At 65.9% G+C, this 775-nt stretch carries 1 protein-coding gene; it reads right to left on the bottom strand.

Going from position 1 to position 775, the window contains the following annotated elements; genetic code table 11:
- Positions 1–775 (bottom strand): VCBS domain-containing protein (locus ACM6IK_RS24265; RefSeq protein ID WP_414876353.1); only part of this gene is annotated, 775 nt, incomplete at both ends.

Here is a 775-nt window from a genome sequence, read left to right on the forward strand (position 1 = left end):
GGTGCCGTAGGTGCCGGCGAAGGTGCCGGGGGTGATCGGCCCGCTGTTTTCCCCGAGCGGCACCCGGTCGGCGCCCTGCACGTCGTTGCTCAGCACGTTGCCGCTGAGGGTCAGCAGGGTTTCCGAGGCTGTCAAAGCGTTGCCGTCGTCCACGCCATTGGACAGGTCATCGACGATGTTCACGTCCAGTGAACCGGTCGCGGTGGTGCCGTTGTCGTCGACCACGGTCACGGCGAACTGTTCCGGCAGGGTGTTGGCGCCGTTGCCGGTTGGGTGCGCTTCGTTGTCGTTCAGGGTGTAGCTGTAGCTCACCACACCGGTCGCGGTGTTGAACCCGGTGACGGTCAGCGTGCTGCCCAGCGGCGTGCTGATCGATTGCGGGAAGCCGGCGGCCACGCCACCACTGACCACGGCGATGCCACCGACGCTCAGGCTCGTGACGCCGTCCAGCGCGCTGACGGTGAAGGTGCCGTTCTGGGTCAGGGCCGCTGCGTCCGGGCTGCTGCCGTCGCTGAGGTTTTTCTCGAAGACGGTCAGCTCGCCGCCGCCAACGTCCAAACCGCCAACCGTCACCGAGTCATCGTTGTTGTGGATCTGCAGCACCAGGTTCGCGGTGCTGCTGTCGCCGTCCGCATCGGTGAGGGTGTAGGTGAAGGTGTCGGTGCCGTCGCCACCGCCGTGCAGGGCTTTGAAGTCGGCATCGCTGGGGTTGAGGGTGTAGGTGTAACTGCCGTTGGCATTCAGCACCAAAGTGCCATAGGCGCCGGCGAAGGTC

Source organism: Pseudomonas sp. IT-196MI5, assembly GCF_949767415.1.
Taxonomy (GTDB): Bacteria; Pseudomonadota; Gammaproteobacteria; order Pseudomonadales; family Pseudomonadaceae; genus Aquipseudomonas.